The 18,251-nt window shown below is 43.0% G+C and carries 17 protein-coding genes; 3 read left to right on the top strand and 14 right to left on the bottom strand.

The window, feature by feature from the left end:
• Nucleotides 1–146 precede the first annotated feature (146 nt).
• The 6 genes from JMY09_RS06375 to JMY09_RS06400 form a co-directional block, all read right to left on the bottom strand.
• A complete protein-coding gene (locus tag JMY09_RS06375; protein ID WP_201622755.1) occupies nucleotides 147–1,364 on the bottom strand; it encodes an ABC transporter substrate-binding protein in 1,218 nt (405 codons plus the stop codon).
• 25 nt (nucleotides 1,365–1,389) lie between these two features.
• The gene (locus JMY09_RS06380; protein ID WP_201622756.1) at nucleotides 1,390–3,291 is read right to left on the bottom strand and encodes an AMP-dependent synthetase/ligase; all 1,902 of its coding nucleotides are present in this window, start codon (nucleotides 3,289–3,291) and stop codon (nucleotides 1,390–1,392) included.
• A 97-nt stretch (nucleotides 3,292–3,388) separates the two neighbouring features.
• Nucleotides 3,389–4,222 (bottom strand): ABC transporter ATP-binding protein, encoded by an 834-nt coding sequence (locus JMY09_RS06385; protein WP_201622757.1) that lies wholly within the window; start codon nucleotides 4,220–4,222, stop codon nucleotides 3,389–3,391.
• Nucleotides 4,219–4,986 carry an ABC transporter ATP-binding protein gene (locus JMY09_RS06390; RefSeq protein WP_201622758.1) on the bottom strand — a complete coding sequence of 256 codons (768 nt, stop codon included), beginning with the start codon at nucleotides 4,984–4,986 and terminating at the stop codon, nucleotides 4,219–4,221. Before JMY09_RS06390 ends, JMY09_RS06385 begins: the two co-directional genes overlap by 4 nt.
• On the bottom strand, nucleotides 4,983–6,080 hold the full coding sequence (locus tag JMY09_RS06395; RefSeq protein ID WP_201622759.1) for a branched-chain amino acid ABC transporter permease: 1,098 nt from the start codon (nucleotides 6,078–6,080) through the stop codon (nucleotides 4,983–4,985). Before JMY09_RS06395 ends, JMY09_RS06390 begins: the two co-directional genes overlap by 4 nt.
• A gap of 151 nt (nucleotides 6,081–6,231) precedes the next feature.
• Nucleotides 6,232–7,110, bottom strand: a complete 879-nt coding sequence (locus JMY09_RS06400) for a branched-chain amino acid ABC transporter permease (RefSeq protein WP_201622760.1) — start codon at nucleotides 7,108–7,110, stop codon at nucleotides 6,232–6,234.
• A 413-nt stretch (nucleotides 7,111–7,523) separates the two neighbouring features.
• Between JMY09_RS06400 and JMY09_RS14685 the strand changes: the two genes are divergently transcribed.
• The gene (locus tag JMY09_RS14685) at nucleotides 7,524–7,658 is read left to right on the top strand and encodes a hypothetical protein (protein ID WP_265088005.1); all 135 of its coding nucleotides are present in this window, start codon (nucleotides 7,524–7,526) and stop codon (nucleotides 7,656–7,658) included.
• 813 nt (nucleotides 7,659–8,471) lie between these two features.
• Here the strand turns inward: JMY09_RS14685 and JMY09_RS06405 are convergent.
• The 6 genes from JMY09_RS06405 to JMY09_RS06430 all read right to left on the bottom strand — a co-directional run bounded on the left by JMY09_RS06405 (nucleotide 8,472) and on the right by JMY09_RS06430 (nucleotide 15,398).
• Nucleotides 8,472–10,583, bottom strand: coding sequence for a TRAP transporter permease (locus JMY09_RS06405; protein WP_227677199.1), 2,112 nt, complete (start codon nucleotides 10,581–10,583; stop codon nucleotides 8,472–8,474).
• Complete coding sequence (locus JMY09_RS06410) at nucleotides 10,555–11,127, bottom strand: DUF1850 domain-containing protein (protein WP_201622761.1); 573 nt, start codon at nucleotides 11,125–11,127, stop codon at nucleotides 10,555–10,557. Before JMY09_RS06410 ends, JMY09_RS06405 begins: the two co-directional genes overlap by 29 nt.
• On the bottom strand, nucleotides 11,105–12,142 hold the full coding sequence (locus tag JMY09_RS06415; protein WP_373416583.1) for a TAXI family TRAP transporter solute-binding subunit: 1,038 nt from the start codon (nucleotides 12,140–12,142) through the stop codon (nucleotides 11,105–11,107). Before JMY09_RS06415 ends, JMY09_RS06410 begins: the two co-directional genes overlap by 23 nt.
• 232 nt (nucleotides 12,143–12,374) lie before the next feature.
• Nucleotides 12,375–13,274, bottom strand: coding sequence for an SMP-30/gluconolactonase/LRE family protein (locus JMY09_RS06420; RefSeq protein ID WP_201622763.1), 900 nt, complete (start codon nucleotides 13,272–13,274; stop codon nucleotides 12,375–12,377).
• 94 nt (nucleotides 13,275–13,368) lie between these two features.
• A complete protein-coding gene (locus JMY09_RS06425) occupies nucleotides 13,369–14,532 on the bottom strand; it encodes an iron-containing alcohol dehydrogenase (protein ID WP_201622764.1) in 1,164 nt (387 codons plus the stop codon).
• 188 nt (nucleotides 14,533–14,720) lie between these two features.
• The gene (locus JMY09_RS06430) at nucleotides 14,721–15,398 is read right to left on the bottom strand and encodes a DsbA family oxidoreductase (RefSeq protein WP_201622765.1); all 678 of its coding nucleotides are present in this window, start codon (nucleotides 15,396–15,398) and stop codon (nucleotides 14,721–14,723) included.
• Between the two features lie 268 nt (nucleotides 15,399–15,666).
• Between JMY09_RS06430 and JMY09_RS06435 the strand changes: the two genes are divergently transcribed.
• Nucleotides 15,667–17,031 (top strand): serpin family protein, encoded by a 1,365-nt coding sequence (locus JMY09_RS06435; protein ID WP_201622766.1) that lies wholly within the window; start codon nucleotides 15,667–15,669, stop codon nucleotides 17,029–17,031.
• A gap of 171 nt (nucleotides 17,032–17,202) precedes the next feature.
• Nucleotides 17,203–17,469, top strand: a complete 267-nt coding sequence (locus JMY09_RS06440; protein ID WP_201622767.1) for a hypothetical protein — start codon at nucleotides 17,203–17,205, stop codon at nucleotides 17,467–17,469.
• Nucleotides 17,470–17,474: 5 nt separating this feature from the next.
• Here the strand turns inward: JMY09_RS06440 and JMY09_RS06445 are convergent, their stop codons facing one another.
• Nucleotides 17,475–17,666 (bottom strand): hypothetical protein, encoded by a 192-nt coding sequence (locus tag JMY09_RS06445; protein WP_201622768.1) that lies wholly within the window; start codon nucleotides 17,664–17,666, stop codon nucleotides 17,475–17,477.
• A 213-nt stretch (nucleotides 17,667–17,879) separates the two neighbouring features.
• Nucleotides 17,880–18,164, bottom strand: coding sequence for a hypothetical protein (locus tag JMY09_RS06450; protein ID WP_201622769.1), 285 nt, complete (start codon nucleotides 18,162–18,164; stop codon nucleotides 17,880–17,882).
• Nucleotides 18,165–18,251 lie beyond the last annotated feature (87 nt).

The following is an 18,251-nucleotide window of genomic DNA, read 5'->3' on the forward strand; positions in this document are numbered from 1 at the left end:
TAAAGCCGGTTAAGATGCCCTAAGTTTGCTCACAATTTAAACGCATAAACCCTTGTCATTAATAACGGCAAGGGTTTATGGTCAGTCGATTTCATTGAGTGCTGGATTATCAGCCGTTCAGTAGACGAACTGGTCCTCAATATTGATTACTCGATAATTTTTGCTACGGTTTGCCATTGACTGTCGACAACCTGCGACAGATAGGCTTGCGTTACGGCAGCATGGTTATCAGCGCTCATACCGATATGGGCATTGATCACATCATCATCGATATTAACGGTTTCGATGCCTTTGGCTAACGAGTCGGCATTAAGAGTAGGGCCAGCAGCTTCCAAGCCTTCGACTAATATTTTAGCACCCAGATAACCAATCGCTGCGCCTGTATTTGGCTCTTCTCCATTGGCTTTTTTGTAGTTAGCAATCCATTCTGCTGTCTTAGGATTGGCTTTTAAGATGTCTAGATCTTCCCATAGTGAGACGGCATAGAGACCTTCAGTAATACCGCCTGGCGCACCGGATACTGCCGAATGAAAGCTGGATATAGGAACAATAAATTTCGCCTCATCCCAACCCATTGATTTGGCAGTGGCAACGACGCCAATACTGGGTCTAACCGTTAGAGCAACGGCAACCAATCCACAATCGGCTTCACGCATTTTTGCCAAGGTACCGGACATGTCGGTTTCGTCGGGGCGATGGGTAGATACTTCAACCAGCTCTAGTGTGTTGATCTCTGCGGCCAACTCTTTGGCTGCTTGATGAGTCTCTTCTCCAAAATCTGATGGAAAGTACATAGTACACAATTTGGTCACATTTTCTTTTTCGATAATGTATTTCATGCCTGCTTTCATGGTTTGATAATAGGTCGAGCCGATGGTAAAGCGCCGTGAGAAATCGCCTTCTGTCTGCATTGGCATGGCCAAGCTTAAGGGAATCACATTGGGAACATCGTTATTATCTAATACCGGAAAAGCCGCCATGTTGTGGGCCGTACCGACGTTTAGTAGCATGGCAAAGACTTTGTCGCGGGTGACCAATTTGTTGGCTGCTTGGACTGCCTTGGGAACTTGGTAGGCATGGTCTTCGACAATATATCTAATCTTGCGGCCGTGAACGCCACCCGCTGCATTGACTGTTTCAAAATACTGGTTGGCAGCTGCGACGGCAGGGACAGAAAAAGCAGCAAAGGGACCGGATAAATCTAGCATGCCGCCGATTAAGACTTCGTCATCGGTGACGCCATTAACCGGTAGGCTGGTCGTAGCTGTATCGCCTTCCGTTGTCTTGGCAGGGTCGCCTTCGACCGGGTTTTGTGAACAGCCTGCTAATAGCATGGCTAGGGTCAGGGTGAAAATCCGTTTCATGTGTTGCTCCTATGGCAAACGCCGATTAATACATTGAGTCGATTAAAGCGTGATGCTTTTGTTCGACGAGACTACGTTTAAGTTTCATGGTAGCGGTCAGTTCTTCGTCTTCTGCTCCTAACAAGACATCAATTAAGCGAAAGTATTTGATCTGTTCGACTGAGGCGAACTGTTTATTGACATCGTCAACCACCTGTTCAATCAGCTTAAGCACTTTAGGGGCTTGGCATAGTGATTTAAAATCAGAAAAGATCACTTGATGATTTTGGGCGTATTTTTCGACATTGTCTTGATCAATCATGATCAAACAAGTCAGGTATTTGCGTTGGTTGCCGATTACTACAACATCACCAATATAAGGAGAAAATTTTAGCTGGCTCTCGATGGCAGCTGGGGTGATATTTTTGCCACCAGCGGTAATAATAATGTCTTTAATACGGCCTGTAATATACAGGTAGCCATCACGTAACTCGCCGACGTCACCAGTATGCAGCCAGCCATCCTTTAGATCTTCGGCGGTTTTTTCGGGTAGATTTAAATAACCAAAAAATATGCTATCGGCTTGGCATAAGATTTCGCCATTATCGGCAATACGCACTCGGGTATTGGGCACTGGCTTTCCGACACTACCCACCCGCATCTCTTGTCCCGTATTGACCGAGATCACTCCAGCGCTTTCGGTCATACCATAGCCTTCATAAATGGTGACCCCGATCGCTTGATACCACTGTAATAGCTCGGGCGATATAGGCGCAGCACCAGTCAAAGCCCGCCGGATATTGTTCATACCGATCAGCTTGCGCAGGTTACGCAGTACCAACAGATCCCAAAATTTAAGCTGTAGGCGGTTAATCAGGCTGGGACGGGGACTATTGTTATTGGCATGACCACTGATAATGGCTTGATCAAACATCCATTGGCTAAAACCGCCTGCATCAGCCCGCAAGTTAATTACGCTGGCATAGATCTTTTCCCAAAATCGAGGTACGGCAGTAAAGGTATCCGGCGAAATCTCACATAGATTATCAAACACGGTTTCTATGCTTTCGGCAAAATTAACATAGCAGCCATGATGAATAGGCATATCGACTGACACCAAACGTTCTAACATATGACACAAGGGCAAAAAACACAGTTGTTCATCATCAGAATGGACGTCTAGTACCGGCTGTAGGTTTTGCAGTTGGGCCAATATATTGCGCTGGGTAATCATGGCCCCTTTTGGGTTACCAGTGGTACCAGAGGTATAGATCAGGGTGCGTATGTCTTCAGGTTGGGTGGCTGCAATGGCAGCAGCAAAACGGGTGGCTGCGTCTGGTGCTGCCATGCCTAGCGTATACAAATCATCTAAAAATAGGATGTCATCATCGACCAAATCACGCAGGCCTTTTTTATCAAAAACAATGACCTTCGCTATATGAGGCAGTTGCTGGCGCACTGACAAAAACTTGTGCAATTGCTCATCATTTTCGACAATTAAAAAGCGCGATTGACTGTCACTTAGTAAGTAGACCAGTTGGCTGGCACTGTCTGTGGTATAGATGCCATTGGCAATCGCTCCAATGCCATTAATGGCCATGTCACAATATAGCCATTCTTTATTATCTTCGCTTAGGATCGATACGGTATCGCCCTCTTGACAGCCCAGCTCTACCAGCCCCATGGCGATATCTTGCGCTCGCTGATAATAATCTAGCCAGCTATAGCTTTGCCAGATACCCAGCTGTTTTTCACGGTGGGCAATTTTGCTATCCCACTTCAAGCAGTTTTGTCGCCACAACTTAACTAAGGTGTCACAGCCATCGATCAAGATCGGCGCTGCCTGATGGCTGGCATTAGCGACAGGTTGATCTTGGCGCACGTCTACTGTTGGATTAAAATGTGTGGCCGCCTTCGGTGTTGGCCTTGTTGCATTATTGGTATTCATCGTTGCTTGACCTTTGGTTTACTGACCTGATTGTCGCTTGCTATCGCCTGTCCATAGGCTGGGTAAACTTGCCATATACGGCTGTCTTTTATCGGTTTTAACGCCATGTCTTTTTGCGCTTCCAACGCATCGGCGCTTCAGTTTTTTTATCAGACTGGCCCAAATAAAACTCTTTAATATCCTCTGATTCAATGAGGTTAGCTGCCGAGTCAGCCATCACAATGCGGCCAGTTTCAAGCACATAACCATAGTCGGCAGCACCTAAGGCTATACGGGCATTCTGTTCGACCAGTAAAATAGTAACGCCCTGCTCGATATTTAGTCTGCGAATAATCGCAAAGATCTCTTGTACCAATAGGGGCGATAATCCAAGTGATGGCTCGTCTAGCAACATAAGATCAGGACGAGACATCAATCCTCGTCCAATTGCCAGCATCTGTTGTTGCCCGCCTGACATGGTGCCCGCACTCTGATTACGGCGTTCTTTTAAAATAGGAAAATAGGTATAAACCATCTCGATATCACGGGCAATCTCTGCTTTATCTTTGCGGATATAAGCCCCCATTGCGAGGTTTTCAGCGATAGTTAAAAAGGGAAACACCTCTCGGCCTTCGGGTACATGTGCCAATCCCTGTCGCACTAATCTATCGGCTTCAATGCCATCAATGCGGTTGCCACGTAGCCATATCTCGCCTTTGCGGGGTTTTAGTGCCCCAGAGATAGTCTTCATTAAGGTGGTTTTTCCCGCCCCATTTGCGCCTAAAATTGTGACGATTTTGCCTTTAGGCACCTCGATGGAGACGCCCCGCAGGGCCATGACTGGCCCATAAAATGCTTCTAAGTTATGCAGTTCTAGCAAATTATCGGGATTAGACGCAGCTGAACCAGCTGAATCGTTTTTCTTTGTGCGTTCTAACAGTGTCGTCGTCATACGGCTTCCTTGCCTAGATAGGCCTCGATCACAGCAGGGTTAGATTGCACCTCAGCTGGCGTACCCATTGCCAATGACTTGCCCTCGGCAACAGCCAATACCCGATTGGATACCCTGTTCACCAAGCTCATGTCATGCTCGACCATCAAAATTGTTAGACCTAAGTCTTTTTGCATGTCTTCGATCCACCATGCCATATCGGCGGTCTCCTCCACACTCAGGCCAGAAGCCGGTTCATCTAATAAAATTAGTTTTGGTTCGCACGATAAGGCTCGGGCAATTTCGACCACTTTACGAATACCGTAAGGCAAGGCTGCGATCAGCTTATCTCGATAAGGGGCCAAATCTAAAAAATCAATCACCGCCTCTACTTTGCGGCGATGTTCCCGTTCGCTTTGCCGCACACTAGGTAAAAACAACAACTCTTGCAGCCAATGGGTGGTGCGTTTGCAACTACGACCAATCAGCAAGTTTTGTAGCACAGTCGAGTGATCAAACAGTTCAATGTTTTGAAAAGTGCGTGCAATGCCATGTTTGGCAATATCATGGGCCGGTGCATGGGTCAGGTCATGACCATCAAAATGAATCGTGCCCGAATCGGCTTCATACAAACGACTGATCAGATTAAAAATAGTCGACTTGCCTGCCCCATTGGGCCCGACAATGGTAAATACCTCGCCCTCTTCTACTGTAAAACTGACTTGGTCGACCGCCTTGACGCCACCAAAAGCGATAGACAGCGACTCTACTTGTAATAAGCTCATTGCATCCGCTCCGTTTTCAGATAGGTCTTCGAGCGACGGAACATACCCTTACGATACAGTGGAAACAGCTCTAACCAAGTGCGTACCTTAACCCACATACCATACAATCCACGCGGCTCATAAATAATCATAATGACAATAACCAAGGCAAATAAGGCGGTATCGATACCCGGATAATTGGCGATCGAGATACCCATATTTTGACTCATAAAGTCGCCACCGATGGCAATCACTTGCGGTAGCAATACCACTACAATCGCCCCTAAGATCGCCCCGTGAATCGAGCCTAAGCCCCCAACCACTACCTGTAATAACAAAGTAATCGATATCAAAACTAAAAAACTTTCATAGTTAACTGCTTGGACAAAGTGGGCGTATAATGCCCCGGCCATCCCTGTAATGGCACAGGACAATCCAAAGGCTAGCGTTTTAAAACGGGTCACATTAATACCCAACGCCCGTGCTGATACCTCGCTATCACGGATGGCGACAAACGCCCTACCCGTCGACGAGCGTAAAATATTTAAGTAAGCGACAATCACTAGAATTAAAATAGCCAAACACAAAAAATAGAACGCTGTTGGGGCAACATAGCGGTCAACTTGATAGCCAAAGATAAAGATAGGCGCTGCTGTTAGACCCGCTACGCCCCCTGTAATCGGCTCGGCCAAGATCGCCACATCCTCGATGATGATACTTAACACCAAGGTGGCGATCGACAGGTAAATGCCGCTGGTGCGCAGAATCGGCCGAGAGATAATAGCCCCTATCAATCCTGTGATAATGGCACTAGCTGCTAGGGCCAAGAAAAAGTTACAACCTCGTAGCATCAAGGCTAAGTTGGTAAATGCACCAATGGCCATAAACGCCGCATGACCCAAACTAACCTGTCCGGTATGGCCAGTTAACAGCATCAAACCTAGCCCTGCTACCGACCAGATTAAGACCGCACTTAGCTCATTTAAATAGTAACTGGCCAATAGCCATGGGGCGGCTAACAATAAAAGTAGTAATAACGCATATTTGATCAAATGCGATCGGTCTTTAAACAGGTTGATATCCTGATCGTAGCTACGTTTAAATATGGTTTTCATGATGCGGCCTCGTCCTTGATCTCTATATCCTTAATGCTTGGTACTTATATACTTGGTACTTATATAAATAAGCATTATCTAAATATAAATGTGATCTAAATGTTCTCTCTCTATCAATCAGCGCAGATGCGACGTACCTCAATTAATGTGGCTATACTTTTTTCTGTTTGACTTGCGAAAAGATACCGCCAGGACGCAAAATTAATATGATTAGCATCAATACATACGGGGCCAGTTGCCCGGTACCTGACGGTAAATAACGTGAGGCAAATGGTTCGATAATGCCAATCAACAAGCCACCTACTAAGGCACCCGGCAACGATCCTAAGCCCCCAATAACGGCTGCCGAAAATGCCTTAATGCCGAATAACAGCCCAACCGACGGTTCTACCGCTCCCTTGGCGGCAAATAATATCCCAGCGATTGCCGCAACCACGCCTGATAAAGCCCAGACTATGCCATTCACCCGCTTTACCGAAATGCCCATATAATAGGCCGCCATCTGATTTTGACTACTAGCTTGCATCGCAATCCCGAGACGAGTATGCGCAAAGAAAAAATAGATCATGGCGGTTAACAAGGTAGTGGCAAAGATAATCACCACATCAATGATAGGCACGTTGATAGTGCCCAATGGCAACATTTTGCCAGTGAAGGGGGTTTCAAGATAAATGGGATTGTGTCCCCAGATCACGCCAGCGACAAAACGAATTAAAAAGCCTAAAGCGATGGTCAGAATAACCATCGCAAATTGGGGTTGGCCAAAAATACCTCGTAGTACAAAACGGTCTAATAGATAACCAAATAATCCCATTAAAATGGCGGCTAAGGTTAACCCCACTAAAAAGGGCAGATTGGCTTCATCGGCGTTAATAAACGTGATGCCCAACATCGCCCCAAACATTAACATATCGCCCTGAGCAAAGTTGACTGCTTCTGACGCTTTGTAAATTAATACAAAACCTAGCGCCAACAGCCCGTATATGCAGCCGTTAGCTGTACCGCTAATGAGCAGTTGTAAAACGTCCATGTGTTTCCTCTAATAAGCCAAGTGTCATCCATGACACTGTTAAAAATTAACTTTCATTAAATATCAATTGTTGCAATATAGTTAGCTAGTCTTGGGATACAGTGATTATCCGTTGACGCTGAGCTGATGGTTAAATACCGTTAAACAGGCGAGCTATAGCTTACAAATACGCCATTTTCTAACCTAACCATCTCAAAAAAAATAATTATTTCTTATTTACACTACAGCAACATTTACACAATGTCTACAAACACACAGTCAAACACTTTGCTCGGGCAGATTAGCTTAAACTTAGTATTATTTAAGGGGTTGTTAGTCAGCTAGGATAAGACGTCTCAATTAACTAGACGGATAAACCACACTAGCAAACACTAAAACCGTCACCATGACCCTTATTGTCACTCTGATTTTAGATGGTTAACGCCTATACAGCAGCCACTCCAGCCAGCTACTTTTATTATGGTGAGCGGCAGCGGCAGCCGCTATCAGCTGATGACTTTTCTACTGCCACGATGCCGCCACAAACTGAGGCGCTGCAACGCGGCTAACTGACCTAGATACCGCTACTCTCGTCTGGGCTAAACCATATTTCCAATCTAGTTAAAATAGGGACAAATGACCCTGCTATGATCTTAAAATTACTAGCACAGATAACCGTCATGCAACTTGCTTATTGCAATGCTGACCATCGGCTGATCAGCCTAATATTTTCATCGCTGACAACTTTAACCACTGACAATCTGAACTACTCACAGTCTTAATCCCTGATAATCTTTAAGGTGACTTAGTGAATGATTAAACGTACCCTTAGACTGCTATTTTTAAAAACAATTTCTTCTCAAATAAAGCACTGACTTTATAACTTATTTATTTTGTAACCTAATAATTCTGTAAACTGCTGACTCTTTAAACCATATCCTAGTCCTGCCTTATACTATCCATGACCAGCCCTTTGAGCGCTTCATTTGCCACTGTACTATTTGCAACTGTACTAGCTGCCAAAAGTTCACTGGTCAAGCTTATAACGATGTAACGGTTTTACTAAAGTCAGATATCAGTGATTTAAACCTAATAAGAACCAAATTTTGCCGTTGGGAACTGCTACTAAATATTAGCCGTGTCGAAAATACAGATGATTATTTAGCTAAATATAATGGCTTTGTGCAAAGTCAGGCTATGCTAATAAAGGCGCTGGCTAAAGGTTTATATAGCAGAGTAACTAAAAGCCAGTTACTAAAAATAGCTAACAAAAAAGGTCACCTCAAATGAAGTGACCTTTTTTTATAATGGGACTGTCGATAAGCGCCTAACTATGAACGCTTAGCTATAAGCGCTTAACTATGAACGCTGCGCATTCAATACTAAGCAGTAGAAGGGGTAGATAGCGACTTGCTAGCCTTGGTATTCAATACCGCTATAGCGACTATTATTACAGCGCCTATTACACTAGTTATAAGACCAGGATAAATCAGTAATAATGCTCCAGCTGCTAAAATACAGCGCACTATCAGATTCATATCACTTTTGAAATAGCCTTCTAAAGCTGCGCTAAGGGCCAAGACCCCAATGATTGAAGTCACTACTATAGTTACTATACTCACGATAGACGGCAGCGGAAAATCTTTCGCTGTTACTGCAAGCCCAGTCGGATCTATCATTAACATAGCAGGGCTATAGATAAACATAAAGGGTATGATGAATCCAGCTAATGCCAGCTTCAATGATAAGAATCCTGTTCTCATTGGATCACCACCTGAGATACCTGCGCCGGCAAAGGCAGCAAGGCACACTGGTGGTGTAATATTAGCAAAGATACCAAAGTAAAATACGAACATATGCGCTGATAAAATAGGAATATTAAAGCCTGCTAATGCCGGTGCTGCCATCGTAGCAGTAATAATATAAGCTGGAATAGAAGGTAGCCCCATGCCTAAGACCATAGATGCTAGCATGGTCAATACCAGAGTAAGGAACAAGGACCCTGCACCTAAAGTGACAATAGAGGAGGTCATTACCGTACCAAAGCTGGTCAAACTAACCACTCCGATAATAATGCCTACTACTGCACAAGCGGCCATCACTGCTAATGACTGGCGTGCCCCATCCTCAAGAGCGCCTAGAATATCTTTGAACCCCATACGGGTCTCTTTGCGCAGCATACTTACTACCACTGTAAAGCCAATAGTATAAGCAGCAGCATAGCCTACTGGGACATTTTTTATTAATAAAAATATCAAAAATACTATGGGTAGTAGCATGTGGCCACGCGCTTTTAGTACTTCTTTTACTCGCGGTAAACTCTCTTTAGCGATCCCTTTTAGGTCGCGACGCCCAGCACGAAAATGTACTTGCGCGATCACACCTAAATAATAAAGTATCGCTGGCAATAGTGCGGCCAAGGCGATAGTGCTATAAGGTAGCCCCGTCGTCTCTGCCATAATAAAAGCACTGGCACCCATAATAGGTGGCAATATCTGCCCACCGACTGAGGCACTAGCTTCTACTGCTCCTGCAAAGTCTTTGTGATAACCTACTTTTTTCATTAGCGGAATAGTGAAAGCGCCAGTACTGACCACGTTCGATAAGGCTGAACCGTTGATACTGCCCATAAAGCCACTGGATATGACCGCAACCTTGGCTGGACCACCCTTTTTATCACCTGCCAGCGCCAATGCTAAGTCATTAAATAACTGACCCATACCAGAGCGTGCTAAAAATGCGCCAAACAAAATAAACAAAAAGATAAACGTAACTGACGCCCCAATAGCTACAGAATATAACCCTTCGGTCTTTAAAAATAACTGACCAAAAATATCGCCAAAATCATAAGGCCTAGTGAGTAGTCGATTCGGCATAAAGTCTAAGTGACTAATAAAAGGATATAGCAAAAATATACAAGCCAATATTGGCAGAATCCAACCAGTAATCCGCCGACTACCCTCAAGCACGCAAATAACGGTAATAATGGAGAAGATAACATCGACCTGATTGGCAATACCGCCACGTGAGGTCACAATACTTTGATACTCATATATCAAATAAGCCATCCCTGATAGCGATAGCACAAACCAAATCCAGTCGTACCAAGCAACTTTTTTGCGGCTACTGGTTTTACTAGCTGGAAAGATAAGGAAAATCAGTGCAAAACCAACTCCTACGTGCACAGAGCGTTGCAGCAATGCTGGCATCGGATTAAAGGTGATATATAAGTGAAAAATAGAATATAAAATACAAAGGATAGCAATAAAGTATTTTACAGGGCCATGAGTGATATGGCGGGTAATTGATTCGCGATCGTATTTTTCTAGTATCGCTTGCGTGACACTAGGATCAACATCATTATTGACATCGTTAACCACATCAATATCAGTATTAACCCCAGTATCTATATGACTAGTAGATTGATGCGCTAAGTTAGCATCATGGTTAGCTAAAGAAAACCCGCTATTGTGATCCTTCACGTGGGAGGTCATGACATAAGTCCTTTTTCCATCTATCTATTAGATTATAAGCTCTTGGAGTGATAGTCACTTCAGAATAGTCCGGCACTAACTTGTGGATTAGAATTCGGTTACCACCGTAGTCAATCTCACCTTGAGTCAGCCGTGATACTACCCAATTTAGAGCGGGTAGTTTTTGATTAATTTGATAGCCTATATAGCCAGGTTTTTGTACTTTAGCGAGCACTTCGGTCGATGGGGTGCCGGCCCCAAAAGCTTGAAAATAAGTAGTAGTCAACAGTAACCCCTCACTCTTACGGATATACTGCTCCTCCCACCACTGCTTCTCTACTGAATGAATCCAACGCAGTTGAAAGTTAGGTTCAACGAAATAACAGGTTAGTTCAGTATTGGCGACTTTACCCTCTCTATCACTACTATTAACTCGCACTTCAATGACATTCTGACGATCCACTATAGCGCATAGAGCAAAAACAACTAGCGCAGCAATCAATGCTGCGCCCGACCATAAATATAGTCCTAGCCATGAAGGTTTATTTCGCGGCTTGCTCGTCATAGTACTTTTTAGCTCCAGGATGCATAGGGGCTACCATGCCCTCACTAGCTGTTTTTAAGCTGATATCATTAGCCGCTTGGTGAGCTGTTTTTAGACCTTCTAAATTATCAAATATGGCTTTAGTTAATTTGTAACCGTCGTCTTCAGATAAATCAGCACGCACCAATAAAGCATTCATAATAGCAGCGGTTGGTATGGCCTTTTCATTGCCATAAGTACCTGCAGGAATCTCAAAGGTTTTGAAATAAGGCTTAGTTTTGATAATTTCGCTTAGCTTAGCTTGATCGATAGCGACTATTTGCAGTTTTATTCCTTGTTCCAACTCTAGTATTGATGAGTTTGGTAAGCCACTACTAATAAAAGCGGCCTCAATTTTACCTGATTTCATCGCATCAGCAGCGTCAGCGAAGCCTAAATAATCGACTTTAACATCATCATAAGTCATGCCAAAACCCTCTAGCAGAGTTCTAGCATTAACTTCGGTTCCAGAACCTTGGTCACCAACGGCAATACGCTTACCACGCAAATCTTCGATATTTTTAATGCCAGAGCCTTCAGAGGTCACTAGCTGAACAACGTTGGGATACAATACGGCAATCTGTTGAATGTTAGTGATCGGTGCTTCAAAGTTATTGGTGCCTTCAATCGCATCAGTGACTACGTCGCTCAGCGCTAGTACCATATCGACCTTACTTTGGGTCAACAAGTTAACGTTTTCTACTGATGCACCTGTGGTTTGAGTTTTGGAGTTAACCCCAAAAGTTTTAGCATAAATCTCTGATAGTGCGGTGCCGATAATATTATAAGGCCCTGATGCACCGCCTGTTGCTATAGTAACAAACTTAGTCTCAAGCTTATCTGCAGATACCGCAGCGTCTGTTGTCTTTGCTGTTGTGTCATCTGTTGCCGCAGTTTCTGAACTTGGAGAGGAACAGGCACTAATGGTTAAACTAGCCCCTAATATGGCAGATAGTAATAGTGGCGACTTTATAGTGTTAAACAGGGTATTAGACATTGAATTCATCCTTGAATAGTGTTGGTCTTATACAATAAGATAAGCTAAATTAAATATACTTTGTAATAATATAGCAATCTTCGCATTAAATAAACTATATTGCAACTTTCGATCTATAGCCTTAATTCAGCTTATTTGCCAGCTAACAATTTGTTAATAAAGGCTTTTATTGTTAGGGGTTTTAAACGCTTTGTTGCAAACCACATACAAAGTAAAGCAGCTTTAAATTAAATTAAGGCGTGCCAGCATGACCCACCTCAACCCTGACTGCTAGCATACGCCCTTTAGTTTCCGCTTTACGTGCCGCTTCATCCCAGTCAGGGGCTGCACACATAAACAAGGTATTGCCCTCTGCTCCACCAAGAGCAACCGCAAACACACCTTCAGGTGCAGTATCGATAGTCTCTAGTATTTCTCCGCCTTCAGCTATACGTACTGCACGCTGATTTAGAGTGTCTGCAATCCATACTGCTCCCTCAGCATCTAACGCTAAGCCATCTGGTAGTATTTTGGCATTGCCTATACGCACTCCAAGATTAGGCTCATCTCCCAACTCGCCAAAGCTGGCAAAATCGCGCTTGTCTCCCAAGGTGCCATCTTCATTAATAGTAAACTGCGATATTTTATTCCCGAACAGCTCGTTAACGATTAAGGTTTTTTGATCAGCAGAGATTACCATACCATTTGCAAAAGCTAAGCCCTCTGCTACTAGCTGTGAGCTACCATCAGGTTTTATAAGCACTAGGCCGGCACTTTTATAATCAGCGCCACCCATTAAGTCAAAACCAAAGTTGCCGACATAAGCATCCCCATTAGGCGCTACCACCATATCATTGGCGTGGCCTGCACAATGCTGCCAGATATCAGCGTGCACCACTAACTCACCATTATCCTCTAAGCGCATAACTTTACGATCTTTCATCGATACAATCAGCATCCGGCCATCAGGTAACCAGCCTAAACCCGAAGGTTGCTGCTCAATATGAACTTTCTTTTCTGCTACTCCCTCATCATTGACCCGATACACTCCTTGAGTATAAAAATCTACGAACCATAAGGCACCTTTGTGCCAGCGTGGTCCTTCTAGATAGTGAAAACCATCAACAACAACTTCTAATGAATATTTTGACATCTTTATCTTCCTTGATTAATAGACAAAACGAGTTAAAAACTAGCCGTGGCTAGCAGTAATTATAAGTACTTTACTAAGTACTTATGAGCAACTATCAGAGAATCTCCTCATATATTGCTGTGACTTGTTCTAAAGTCATGTCCTTAGGATTAGTAGCAATAAGCCGAGCGTAGGTATTGATAACGATATCAGCCAGCGCTGGAATGTCATTTTTAGTGATAGCTAACTCAGTTAAGCGGTACTTGAGTCCACTAGTTTCTAAGAAGCGTTTTAACTGAACTATAAGCTCTCTTGCCGCATCTGAATCATTCATGGCAGCGGTTTGGATAGGCATAACCGCACGGGCGAGCTCAGCATATAAAGGAGCAGCAGCTGATAAATTAAAGCTAAACACTCCGCACATAACTAACGCATTAGCATGACCATGTGGAATATGAAAGTTAATACTCAAAGGATAAGAGAGGCCATGCACAGCAGCTACTGAAGAGTTGACAAAGGCCATGCCGGCTAAAGTGGAGCCTAGCAGCATTTCAGCACGAGCCTCGAGGTTATCGCCTTGATTGAGTACAGTGTCAAAGTTATGCCATAGCATTTGTAGTCCTTTTAGGGCTAATGCATCTGAGATAACATTCTTTTTGCTACGGCTAGTATAAGCCTCAATGCAATGAACCATAGCATCAAGTGCCGTTGCTGCCGTGATATGACGAGGTAACTTTAGGGTCAGTGTCGCATCCAAAATAGCGACATCGGGAATAATCTTTGGGGTATAAATGGCTTTTTTGCTGCCATCCTTACTAGTAATAACCGATACAAAGGTAGCTTCCGCACCCGTTCCTGCAGTAGTAGGTATAGCGAAAAGCGCTGTTTTTTTAAAGTGACTTAGATCCACATCTAAGATATCGTTTATGCACTCAAAGTCATTAGCATGTAGAGCGACTATCTTAGCGGTATCAATAGAGCTGCCACCACCTAAGCCAATGACTAAGTCGCAGTTATTGGCTCTTGCCAGTGCCATGGCATCGTTGACCACTTCAGTTGGTGGATCGGCTACCACGCTGTCGAAAATAACCACTTTTATCCCTGATGCTTGTAGCGCTTGCTGAGCGATAGCAACATAGCCCAGTTGAGTGATACCAGCATCAGTGACGATAATGGCGCAGCTAGCAGCGTATTGCTTAGCTAACTCCCCAAGCTTTTGGCGCATGCTATCAGCTTCACTAATAATATGCCCATTAGTATAAAACTCAATTCCCATCATCAACGACTTCCTTATCTATAAAGCTTGGCTCATAAAAATGCTATATGAGCTTAATAATACAGTTTATAGCACTAATAACTAGCGAATTCTATAAACGGCTGTTCACATAAAACCTCAAGCGAAGTAATACTTGAGGTGAAACCTGCTTAGGCTTAAAGTTTTAACTTACGTAGCACTAAAAAAGCGGTTTATTCAGCCATCTCAGCCAGCTGCTTTAAGATAATTTTATAGTTTTCTACCCCTTGTGCACCAGCGATCAGATGACGGTCATTAAAAATCACTGCTGGTACACTTTGAATACCTTGTTGCTGTGACCACTGCTCAGACTTGCGCACATCATCAGCAAAACGTTGATCTGCTAACACGGCTACTGCTGTAGCTCGATCCAAGCCAACTTCGCCAGCTATATCCGCCAATACCTCAACGGTAGAAATATCGCGGTTATTGGTAAAGTGCGCAGTGAATAAAGCTTGCTTTAACTCATGCATCTTATTTTGTTGCTTGCCCCAATGTAGAAGTTGATGCAAGTTAAAAGTATTATATATCCGACTATCATCATTAAAGTTAAAACTAAAGCCAACCTCGCTGCCCGCTGCTTGCATCCTATCTCTACTTTGCTGTGACTCTTCATCACTTACGCCATATTTTTCGGCCACATGCTCGCGTAGATTTTGACCTTCACCGGCTAGATTAGGATTAAGCTCGAACGGATGCCAGTGAATCTCGTAAGCCGTATTAGTCGACTCTAAGGCTTGCGCTAACTGTCGATAGCCGATAACGCACCAAGGACAAACCACATCTGATACGATGTCTATTTTTAATGGTGGTGTTGATGGTAGTGATGCTTGGCTTTTTGAATTGGTCATAACAACTCCTGTTAATGTCGATAATTTTACTGATGATTATTGTTAATAATAGCCTTATTAGCTAATGCTAGTGTTAGTAGCTGGTTGCCTTTATTTACTAAATTGATTCACTATAACTTGTTAAAAGCCTGCTCATTTTTAGCCAGCTACTCATCTCATCTATTGTATCGAATAGTTGTTTGATAGATTTACTCTGTGGTTGCTTGACTATAAACCTATATAACCTTGAGCTTATTAGCATAACTTTTACCTTATTAGCGACTATATTATGACCTTCAATCATTTAATACCTTCCCCAAAAATGCTATCTAAAATCTTATACCGAAGCTTGGCTCTTAGTAGCTTAGTTGTGGCTATAAGTGGCTGTAATAGTACTTATGTATCAACCAGTCCAGCTGATACTGCCAAGGTGCTCAAAGCAGGTACTGACCCATCTAAGTCAGCTGCGCAGCAAGATGCCATCCAACCGGTGCTTACTGATGATTCTGTTGCAACTCCTAAAGGCCTCAACCAAGTTGTCACCGCCAACAATCAATTCGCCATTGCGCTGTATCAACAGCTAAACGCTCAAGCCGATCAAAATAATAAAAACCTCTTCTTTTCACCTTATAGCTTATCGTCAGCGATGGCCATGCTCTATAACGCCGCGCAAGGTGAGACTAAACAGCAGATTGAGCAGGTTTTTTATTATCCAAAGGTAGCGACTCTCAATGCCAACAGTGCAGCGCTATATCAGCAATTTAATAAGCCTAATCCGGATTATAAGTTTGTCAGCGCTAATGATATATGGATAGCGCAAGGGCTAAAGCCTAATAAAAGCTACTTAGATACGCTCGCCCACTATTATGGCAGTCAAGTCACCAACCTTGACTTTAAAAACAGTCCTGAAGCTGCGCGCTTAAAGATCAACGCAACTATTGCTGATTATACCCAGCAGATGATCCCAGCTTTAATGTCGCCAAGTAGTATCAGTGCTAATACGACTACTGTATTGACCAATGCTGTTTACTTTAAAGGAGACTGGCAGACGCCATTTAACCCCAGCGAAAAGAAGCTATTTAGCTTATTTGATGGCAACACTGTCACTATAGATATGATGCATAATAAGGCTGATTTTGCTTATACGGAAGATGAGCACGCACAGATAATCAAATTGCCTTATAAAGGCGAAGCGCTCTCCATGATGGTAATACTGCCCAAAGCCAAAGATCAAGCAGCGATGCAGAGTCTAAGCGAGAGTCTTAGTACAAACCAGATTGAGCAGTGGAATAAAAGCCTAGTAAAACGTGAGGTAATAGTAGATTTACCGAAATTCAAACTGCAACAAAGCTATGAGATGACGCCATTATTATCTAAAATGGGCATGCCTATAGCTTTTAGTAGTCAGGCGGATTTTAGTCTGTTTAGTGATCAAATAGCGATAAAAGTCGATGCGACGGTACATCAAGCAGTGATTGAAGTGGATGAAACAGGGACTAAAGCTGCGGCAGCGACAGGCGTCATTATTGTACCTATGTCGCTTGGCTACTCTACCAACCGTATTGAGTTCACTGCCGATCATCCGTTTATATTTGTGATTAAGGATAACGCAACAGGGACGATACTGTTCTTGGGTCAAGTCAATAAACCTTGATAGTTTAAAAGGCTATTATCAAAAACCTTTGTTAAAAGCCATTATTAACTGTGCAAATCAGAGCAGGTCATAAAATATGTTTATTCATTAGCAACATGGGAATCCATAAAAAAGACATGCGTAACCGACAGCTGGGAGAGCTACTTTAATAAACATGGGGCGGACGGTACATTGCTAGATACTTATACTTATACTTATACTTATACTTATACTTATACTTATACTGACGATACCGTGAGCTTTATTAATCCAACTAATAATAAAGCCATGAAACTTACTTATGATCCAAGTCAAAAGGATCTCATGGATTACTGGCTCAGTAATTTTGGCGATGAAGGGTCAGGCAGTGTTGAAGTACTTAATATTTATTATAGGCATCCACATGAATCTCTACCGCTTATTGAGCATTTAATAAAAGATTGGCTTAATGAGGGTTAAAACACTTAAATAAACAGGATGCAATAAGCTTTATTATCTTTATCAAATTCTTTGCCAAGTAGCTTAACAGGCCTCAACGTCTCCCCACCGTCGCTTGAAACCATAACTATCAGCTCTTGATCTTCAAAAGTTTTTAATTCATCAATAACTTGAGCGATACTTTTATATTTTTCGCCCCATTCATTCTGGTTAGTCATAGTCATCATCTCTCTATAATCGTTTAACGTAGGTACTTAACGAGATATACTGAGGCTGTCTCAACAATCCTAATCATTTATTTAATTAATTAATTAGCCTACAGCTAAATTCCAATTCCCTACTTGGGAGGCGCACCCGTTTGATCAGAGCAGTAAGTAACATATAAAAAATGAATGTTGATATCAGCAATGGTATTAGATTAACAGCTCCCTTTAAGTAAGCTGCTTTGCTTTATAAGCCACGCGCATATCAAAACCACAATCGGAGCGTTTATTCTTATCTGCCAAGGTTAAGTCGGATTGTGGCAGCGGCTTATTTGAAAAGTTTGGTTGTATGGTGTGGGTTAACTTATTGAAATCACTGTCGCTCATATCTGTTGCGGTAATTGATTTTTCTAATACGCTTACGGCTGTATTAAGATGATTGTTCTCTACTGTGCTCTTAGTCGTACTCGTACTATAGTCACCTGACTTCAAAAATGTTATAGAATGAGTCAACTAAACGATTATTACTATAAATGACCATGACTTACTCCCTAGATTATCGCAAACAAGTCCTGAAAAGCTTAGATGAGGGTATGACCT

The sequence above is a fragment of the Psychrobacter urativorans genome (assembly GCF_904846695.1).
GTDB classification, from domain to species: Bacteria; Pseudomonadota; Gammaproteobacteria; order Pseudomonadales; family Moraxellaceae; genus Psychrobacter; species Psychrobacter urativorans.